The organism is Pseudobutyrivibrio sp. MD2005 (assembly GCF_000621865.1).
Lineage (GTDB): Bacteria > Bacillota > Clostridia > Lachnospirales > Lachnospiraceae > Pseudobutyrivibrio.
Window position 1 is genome coordinate 62150 of the sequence record NZ_JHXE01000020.1, and the last position, 7972, is coordinate 70121.

Sequence of the window (7972 nt, forward strand, 5' to 3'; positions counted from 1 at the left end):
GTGCAATGAAAACAACGAATGTACCCCAGTTGTACCCCTTTTATAAGAATTCCTTACACTTTATTTTCTTTAAAAATTCTTTCTTCAAATCTCTTTTAGAATGAAATACTTTGATTTCTGATTCAGATAAAGAATTAGCATCAGATTTTATTTGAAGTAGCTCTAATGTACAAAGCATATCAGCAACTTGGAGCAGTTTATATTTACCCTGAGATACCTCAAGTTTACGTTCATATGAAACAATTGTTTTACCTAATGATTCTTGTAGCACAGAGGCTAATTGTTTTTGTCCATTGTCGTAGTACAAAACAACTCTATCAAACGATGAAAAATATTCATAATGTTCATTGATGAATCTTTCAAGTAACACAGCGGCTCTAGCTTTTAATTCATCTTCTGTTTTATATTCTTTTCTTTCGATAACAAAGTTTCTATACTGGATTGGAGCATTTTTGGCAAAATAAAATAGCTTGGTAAAGATTGTTCTTCTCTCATTTGGAGATAAGTTGCAATAAACATATTCACGTCTTATCAAGGGTAACGTGTGAACTACATGGTTAAAGTACCCCAGATTAGCCATCTCTGTGTTGAACTTTTTAATATTATCTTCGATATTAAATTCTTGTTCATGGAAAACTAAAGAAAAAATATACTGAGGAGCATATTTCGAATTGTAATCTCCAAAGTCGCCAGACTCATCGACAAAGATGCTTAGTTCTTTCATAATTTCTCCCAAAGAAAATGGCGGGGAGTCCCCCCGCCGATTAGGTTGGACCTTGACATTTCTGCCAGCCCAAATGCTAATTAAATGATAACAGATTTGTACGTAAAGTCAAGACACGTAGTCTATTCTTAAAATTCTCTAAATAGATCATCATAGGAAACATTTAATGCCGTCTTAAGTTTTTCTAACGTTTCAAATTTTATCGATGAGGTTTCATTATTGTATATCTTATTAAAATTTTGATAGCTCATCGGTTCCATTTTCTTGAAAAGCTAGTATTTACTATGATCTTGCTCTTTTAGTATTTCATCAATCCTTAATCGGAGCATATGAGTGTCCTCCCTTTTTATGAATTGATTATAGAATTTCTCTAATTCACAGATAATTCACTTATGGATTAAATAATCTATACATCAGCTATAGTAGTCATTGCATAAGGAGGAAACATCACGATTTCTCATTGCAAGCTCGATAAAATCATACGGGAAGACGCAGCATTATATGTGCTTCGCACGGCTGCGTCGTGGCAAACAGGTTCCTCCCACTAAAGTGGGTCCCTCCTATGTGCATTTCGTCCCGTCTCGATTGAAGTGCTCTTTAATGCAAAAATGAGGCCATCCAAATGGATGACCTCATTTTCTGCATTAAAAGAGCGCGAGACGGGACTCGAACCCGCGACCTCCACCTTGGCAAGGTGGCGCTCCACCAACTGAGCCACTCGCGCAAATTGCTGTTGTTCTCAACAACAATGGTTATTTTATAAGATAAATACCCTTTAGTCAATACTAAAAAATAAAGTTGCAAAGCTTCTTCATTATTGAATGATTTTCAGAAAACTTCATTTTCCTAGTTTATTTACATCCAGCTATAATCTCCTCCCGTAACAGCCAACGAAAGAAGCGCATCCATTCTCTCCACTTCCTCTACACCTTTCACAACCTGCAAAAGCTTCGCTGTTTCTTTTACAACTGGCATCTCTTCATCTGGTCCAATTTCCATATCAGGCTCTTTCCCACAATAAGGGCAAACTAAACTAGGCCCCACTTGAACAGATAAAAATCTATTTGAACACTCACTACATTCATAAAATCCAGCAAGTGATGTTTCTTCTGGTACGTAGTACATATAATTCCTCCTCAACAAACTTCACTGGTAACAATAATAACATCTATAGCAAAGAATGAAAACATATTCTATATCATTTAGTCACATCCCTTATCTAAAAAACAGATAGAAGTGGAATTCTTTATTGTCTTCAAGATTTCCTCCATTAAGATGAGCTGGCAATCAAGCCAGCTCATATATTTTTACTGATTCTTAGGCACATATATAACGCATGTAACTGTGCCATCTTGATTTAGGGTATATGTCTCAATAACTAAGTCTTTCATTCCATCTTCTGATGAAGAATAACTAAAGTTCTCACTCATTCCAATCTTTCCATCTGGGAACAAATCCTTCATGTTCCAAAAGTAGCTTCCTGAATCGCCATTAGGCATCACATATTCATAGTTAATATACCCATCTTTATCTGGCTTTACAGTCTTTCTGGTTGATTCTACAGGTGTAGCATAGTCATCTATATTATCTACAGTAAGCTTAGACATAAACGCCTCTACTTCTATATCTGTTGGCGTTTCTTGTATATCTTCTGCAACAGGGTTGTCAACTTTTTCAATAATAGCCTCGGCTGCATCCTTATCTGCTTTTGATGGGTCCATTGGAAGTACAAATAATGCATTGACACCATCATAATTTCCATTTCTTGATATTTTTCCCGTGTCAGTATCATATATATAAGCATCAGAATTGTAGAATGTGCCATCGGAAACACCTAAATATATTTCTCTGTCCGCAAAAGCTTCTATGTTTTCAACTTCCATAACACGATATTGAATTCCATCTTCAACAACAGCTAAATATCCACCTGCATTCAATGTAAAAATATTATATCTGCTTGGGTTATATCCCTGGATATATGGAGAAACAAGAAAATCATCTTCACCATAACTATCACTTGAAGCATCTGGCATTGCAGAGCCATCTGTTTTACTTATTCCTACGACCGCATAAGTATTATCACTAACAACTTGTCCATCAAATGTTACCAAATGATCAGATAATTCTTTACCAGAAATCAAGCCAATCATAGCAATATCATATCCACCACAGGATTGTGTTTCGCCACCTGCCCAGTCACCTTGTTTATCAAAGGCTTCTGCAAGTTTTGTATCACCAATCTTATTTGCCACATCTCTTGCTGAAAGATATTTCCATGCTGCATAAGCTGTTCCTGACAGAATTAAAACCATGCAAAGGCAAGCTGCTGCAACCATACCTCTATTCACACCTTTAAATTTTACTATTTTATTTTTCGATGAATAACTAGCACAACCTACTATTAAACGATCATCAACGCCATTCATTGCTAAAAATAATTCGTCTCTTTTCATGATGCTAAATACCCCTCCTTGACAAGTTTATTTTGCAGCTTTCCCCTAAGTCTACCTAGAGTTACAGAAACATTGTTTTTTGACATATCAAATTTCTTCGAAATCGATGATAAATCTTCTGCATAAAAGTACCTACTCAGGAATATATATGCTTCCTTCTCAGGTAAGCTATTTACAAAATCTTTAACAATAACCGCCAGTTCATTCCCAAGAATTTCTTGCTCCACATTGTTGTGATCAGGAATGCATTCCTCCAGTTCTTCTAGAACTTCTTCAACAGCCCCATGACCACGTTTTTTTGACGTTAAGCTCCGATATCGATCAAAAGCTAATTCACGTGTGATTTTTGCAAGAAATGCTTTGAAGATTTTTGGTCGTGTGGGTGGTATTTTATTCCAAGCCTTCAAGTATGTATCATTGACGCATTCCTCTACATCTAGCTCATCTTTTAATATATTTCCTGCTATTTTTCCGCAATAATTACCATACTTATCATCGGTTTCTATAATGGCCATTTCATCTCGTCTGAAATATAAGTCTATTATCTCTTCGTCTCTCATGTTTCCCCCCTTGTTGTTTTATTTGTAAGCGCCTTACATCTATATAGCCGAAAAAAATATTAAAAAGTTACAGGATTTTATAAAAGATTAAATGTCTCGCGCTCGACGGGATTAAGGAAACATCACGATTTCTCATCGCAAGCTCGATAAATCGTGATAGGTCGTCCCGTCTCGATTGAAGTGCTCTTTTAGTATAAAAATAGGACCACCCATAAATGGATGATCCTATTTTTATACTAAAAGAGCGCGAGACGGGACTCGAACCCGCGACCTCCACCTTGGCAAGGTGGCGCTCCACCAACTGAGCCACTCGCGCAATTTGCTGGCTTTTTCGAGCTCCGCGAAAAAAACGGCAACACGCTTTACCAACTATATATCAATTTCAAATCGTCATTTCCTAACGACAATAGTCATTCTATTGGATATGTACCGATAAGTCAAGCTAAATAAAAAAGTTGCAAAGAACCCCTACATTCTCATCTTTTTTCAGAAAATTTTAAAATAGCTGTTTCTCCCCGCTATTAAGAGTATAATTATGAAAAACAAACATACGAGGTGACGTGCAATATGCAATTATATAATGGAAGACCACAAAATACTGATGGCAGACTAGACAAAGAAATTCGTACATACGATTATCTAGATAAGCTTGGCATCCAATATGACCGCGTTGATCATGAAGCTTCCGAAACTATGGAAGCGTGTAAAGCCGCAGATGAAGCCCTTGGTGTAGAGATGTGCAAAAACCTAATGCTCTGCAATCGACAGAAAACTGCGTTCTATTTACTACTAATGCCAGGAGATAAAAAATTCAAAACAAAGGAACTCTCCTCTCAGATTAATTCTGCAAGACTTTCCTTTGCAGATGCAGAAGATATGATAAAGTATTTAGATATCACTCCAGGTTCCTTGAGTATTATGGGTTTGATTAATGACAAGGATAATGCTGTTAAACTTCTACTAGATGAGGATATTTTAAAAGATGAATATATCGGCTGTCACCCTTGCATCAATACTTCCAGTCTAAAGATACTGACAAAAGATATCGTTGAAACTTTTATTCCATCAACAAATCATGGATATACAATTGTTAATTTAAAAGGCGAAAAATGAAAACAAGAGAAGAAGCACTTTCTTATGGACTAACATTTCCATACACATATCAAGAGGCCCCTTTCCACGATCCAAACTGGCAACTTATAAGAGTTAAACCTAGCAAAAAAGCTTTTCTATGGAGTTATGAAAAGGATGGCTATATCTGTTTGAATCTAAAATGCGATCCAGAATGGAGAGATTTTTGGCGACGCACTTACGATGCAGTTCAGCCCGGTTATCATCAGAATAAAGAGCACTGGAATACTGTCGTTTTGGATGGCTCAATTCCTGATGAAGATATCAAACGAATGATTGCAGAAAGCTACGACTTAGTTACTGATTCTCCTTCAAAACGTATATACGAAGCGGTTAAACAGATTCCAAAAGGAAAAGTTGCAACCTATGCACAAGTCGCAGCTATGGCTGGCAATCCCAAAATGTGCCGAGCCGTTGGAAATGCTCTACACAAAAATCCTGATTTCGAAAATATCCCATGCTATCGAGTTGTTAATTCCAAAGGCGAATTAGCCGGCGAATACGCTTTTGGTGGAGCCTGGGCTCAAAAAGAATTACTAGAAGCCGATGGCATAGAAGTCATCAAAGGAAAAGTCGATTTGAAAAAATATGGTTTGGATTAAGCTTTATCTCTATTAATCTTTTTCACTTTGCTTGCTTGATATGTTCCATAACAAACAGTAAGAAGCCATACTACCAAAATAACCAACTTTGCCTTCCCCTTGGGATCTTCTGATTTAGCAAATATCGCTACCGCCAGTATAAGCGGAACAATAATAAAATATGCCGCCCAGACAATCTTCCCTATATAGTTAAAAACAGGATTTGTGTATATCATAAATCCCCATGGCAACGTAGTGACAATATTGTCATAGTTTAGCGCGACGGCGATACTATCGATAAACTCCTCAGCAGGTGCAAAACGAACACCCTGCTGTTCTTCCTCAGCAACATAATCAAATAGACTTAACATATCTTCCACTGATTTGCTATTATCGCCAAGCGCTTTCTGACATAATTTCATTGACGCATAGATTTTAGCTTGTTCCTCTTCTAGAGTTTCAACCTGTTTTTCTAATGCTTCTTCAACGGAAGTTTCTTCCTTTAGAATATCTGAAATTGTTTCAATTGACATTCCCATCTTTCGCAAAACAATTATCTGTTTTATATCGTTTATATCATCTTCAGTATAATTTCTATATTTGCTTTCCTTATCTCTCGCCGGTCCAATAAGCCCCTTCTTTTCGTAAAAACGAATATTGCTTATTGATATTCCAAGAATTTCAGATGCTTCTCCTATTTTCATCTACATAGCTCCTTGCCACTCTTATTATTTCCTTAGGATACTTTAAATATTCTAACAGCGCTATCGCATTTTTACTACTAGAAATACCCATATGTATCTTATAGTCAAAAATAATCTCATCAGCCTCTATTTTACTATCAAAATGATAATTGTCATATCCTTCCGCTTCTGTCAGTTCTACATCATGAGTTGCCAAAAGAAGATACACTTTTTTATCAGCCAAGTATTCCAAAATTGCTTTTGAAGCAGCGATTCTTTCTTGTGTATTTGTGCCCTTCAAAATTTCATCTATCACAATCAAAAGCGGTTCTTTACTATATGCAACTTCTTCTATGATTCGCTTAATATAGCTTGCTTCACGATAATAGTAACTTTCTCCAGTTTGTACATCGTCACGAAGAGCCATACAGGTCATCACACGCATCTTCGGCATTGAAAATTCTGATGCCGTACAGGTACCTATAGACTTTCCAAGTATGACATTGATTGCTACAGCTTTCATAAAGGTAGATTTTCCTGCTGCATTCGGCCCAGTTATAATCAACTTATTTTTCAGCGAAAAATCATTTCTAACAGAGTTAGCCAGCAAAGGATGTGCCATATTTTTCATTTCTGGATAGTTAGATTCAGTCGGCTTGCACCAGCACTCTAGTCCCTTTCGATACTCTTCCACTGATATAGCTATATCAAGTCGGCCAATCAGAGTCATCAAACTGGATATGTCTTCTTTTTGCTGTGCCAACTTTTTAATTGCAATGTTGTAAATTGCTATATCATACAAAAGTACGCCATATAAATAATCTAAAAGAAGTGAGCTCAAATCACCAACAATATTAGCGCGATGCCTCGAAACTACTCCTATTAGAATGCGGTTTACCCCTTTCAAATTCTGAAGTGCCTGACGCTCTTTATCCGTAACGTATTTACGAATTGAAGAATTTTTATTAAATTGATAAGCAACAGAATATATTTCTTTAAATAACGTCAATGTATTTAAGTATATTTCATATTTCTGTTTAACCATGAAATAAAATGAAAAATTTATTACCACATTAATTCCCAAAACTGCATATATATAACCGCTATGTGTGATAAGGGCTAGCATTCCAAAGATTACTAGCGTAGCTTGCAATACATAAATCAAGAATCCATTTTCAATCAACATCATTTCACTATCCTGTAATATTTCATACAGGTAATAATTCTCCTGCCGCTTTCCTATTCTTCCAATTCTTGATATTAGGTAGTTTTTAATTTTAGCATTCGACGAAATCTCTTCTGTCGTATCATCTAAAAATTCATTCTCATTACAATGAAGATTATGATATAACAACTGCTCTCCTATAAAACTTTTTGTGTGATTCACCTTAATAAACACTTCATCCATCTGGAGGTCATTCCAAGTGATTTCATCAACCTGACCACCCCCAATTCTGTCATGCATTCTTCTAATATACTGTATTTCATTTGACATAAAAAAATCCTCCTATTTGAGGAGGATTCTAAAGTATGAACCTGGTTTAGAGTCAAGTATTTTCTATGAAATTGCCTGCAGAAAGGAGGCGAGACCTCGAACATTTTTTAACTAAGAAAATTGGAATTGTGATGATTGTGCTCACTATTTTAGCATCGCTTCTACAGCGTGTCGTTTCATACTTGCGTTGCATAACTTTCTAGATAAAAACACCACTCGTGTAGCATCCACTTTGGATTAGCCACCTTTTCTCTGACTTGGCTAATCTATTTCTCTTTTATTATTTTGATTAGCCACTTCTTCTCTGACTTGACTAATCTATTTCTCGTTTATTCTTCTGATTAG

The 7972-nt window shown here is 36.1% G+C and carries 9 protein-coding genes and 2 tRNA genes; 2 read left to right on the top strand and 9 right to left on the bottom strand.

Translation table 11 applies throughout. The annotated features are described in order from the left end of the window. Window positions 1-40: 40 nt before the first annotated feature. From T498_RS0108335 to T498_RS0108360, 7 genes are all read right to left on the bottom strand, one after another. Complete coding sequence (locus T498_RS0108335) at window positions 41-724, bottom strand: DUF3800 domain-containing protein (RefSeq protein ID WP_028235516.1); 684 nt, start codon at window positions 722-724, stop codon at window positions 41-43. Between the two features lie 128 nt (window positions 725-852). Beyond that, complete coding sequence (locus T498_RS17275; protein ID WP_081779729.1) at window positions 853-984, bottom strand: helix-turn-helix domain-containing protein; 132 nt, start codon at window positions 982-984, stop codon at window positions 853-855. Window positions 985-1375: 391 nt separating this feature from the next. Further along, window positions 1376-1448: transfer RNA gene (locus tag T498_RS0108340), tRNA-Gly, on the bottom strand. A 131-nt stretch (window positions 1449-1579) separates the two neighbouring features. Next, window positions 1580-1849, bottom strand: a complete 270-nt coding sequence (locus T498_RS0108345) for a hypothetical protein (protein ID WP_028235517.1) — start codon at window positions 1847-1849, stop codon at window positions 1580-1582. 182 nt (window positions 1850-2031) lie between these two features. Then, window positions 2032-3177 (bottom strand): hypothetical protein, encoded by a 1146-nt coding sequence (locus tag T498_RS16225; protein WP_028235518.1) that lies wholly within the window; start codon window positions 3175-3177, stop codon window positions 2032-2034. Then, complete coding sequence (locus T498_RS0108355) at window positions 3174-3737, bottom strand: RNA polymerase sigma factor (RefSeq protein WP_028235519.1); 564 nt, start codon at window positions 3735-3737, stop codon at window positions 3174-3176. Before T498_RS0108355 ends, T498_RS16225 begins: the two co-directional genes overlap by 4 nt. Window positions 3738-3980: 243 nt before the next feature. Beyond that, window positions 3981-4053, bottom strand: a tRNA-Gly gene (locus tag T498_RS0108360). 251 nt (window positions 4054-4304) lie between these two features. Here T498_RS0108360 and T498_RS0108365 point away from each other — a divergent pair. Both T498_RS0108365 and T498_RS0108370 read left to right on the top strand, forming a co-directional pair. Then, the gene (locus T498_RS0108365; RefSeq protein WP_028235520.1) at window positions 4305-4850 is read left to right on the top strand and encodes a prolyl-tRNA synthetase associated domain-containing protein; all 546 of its coding nucleotides are present in this window, start codon (window positions 4305-4307) and stop codon (window positions 4848-4850) included. After that, the gene (locus T498_RS0108370; protein ID WP_028235521.1) at window positions 4847-5470 is read left to right on the top strand and encodes a methylated-DNA--[protein]-cysteine S-methyltransferase; all 624 of its coding nucleotides are present in this window, start codon (window positions 4847-4849) and stop codon (window positions 5468-5470) included. The genes T498_RS0108365 and T498_RS0108370 overlap by 4 nt, the downstream gene beginning before the upstream one ends. Here the strand turns inward: T498_RS0108370 and T498_RS16230 are convergent. Both T498_RS16230 and T498_RS0108380 read right to left on the bottom strand, forming a co-directional pair. Further along, a complete protein-coding gene (locus tag T498_RS16230) occupies window positions 5467-6153 on the bottom strand; it encodes a MerR family transcriptional regulator (RefSeq protein ID WP_051524681.1) in 687 nt (228 codons plus the stop codon). The genes T498_RS0108370 and T498_RS16230 overlap by 4 nt on opposite strands. Then, window positions 6131-7627, bottom strand: coding sequence for a MutS-related protein (locus T498_RS0108380; RefSeq protein ID WP_028235522.1), 1497 nt, complete (start codon window positions 7625-7627; stop codon window positions 6131-6133). Before T498_RS0108380 ends, T498_RS16230 begins: the two co-directional genes overlap by 23 nt. Between the last annotated feature and the right edge of the window lie 345 nt (window positions 7628-7972).

Bases quoted from the DNA above. Each gene is read 5' to 3' on its own strand.
- T498_RS0108335 (WP_028235516.1), bottom strand. From the start codon at position 724: ATGAAAGAACTAAGCATCTTTGTCGATGAGTCTGGCGACTTTGGAGAT.
- T498_RS17275 (WP_081779729.1), bottom strand. From the start codon at position 984: ATGGAACCGATGAGCTATCAAAATTTTAATAAGATATACAATAATGAA.
- T498_RS0108345 (WP_028235517.1), bottom strand. From the start codon at position 1,849: ATGTACTACGTACCAGAAGAAACATCACTTGCTGGATTTTATGAATGT.
- T498_RS16225 (WP_028235518.1), bottom strand. From the start codon at position 3,177: ATGAAAAGAGACGAATTATTTTTAGCAATGAATGGCGTTGATGATCGT.
- T498_RS0108355 (WP_028235519.1), bottom strand. From the start codon at position 3,737: ATGAGAGACGAAGAGATAATAGACTTATATTTCAGACGAGATGAAATG.
- T498_RS0108365 (WP_028235520.1), top strand. From the start codon at position 4,305: ATGCAATTATATAATGGAAGACCACAAAATACTGATGGCAGACTAGAC.
- T498_RS0108370 (WP_028235521.1), top strand. From the start codon at position 4,847: ATGAAAACAAGAGAAGAAGCACTTTCTTATGGACTAACATTTCCATAC.
- T498_RS16230 (WP_051524681.1), bottom strand. From the start codon at position 6,153: ATGAAAATAGGAGAAGCATCTGAAATTCTTGGAATATCAATAAGCAAT.
- T498_RS0108380 (WP_028235522.1), bottom strand. From the start codon at position 7,627: ATGTCAAATGAAATACAGTATATTAGAAGAATGCATGACAGAATTGGG.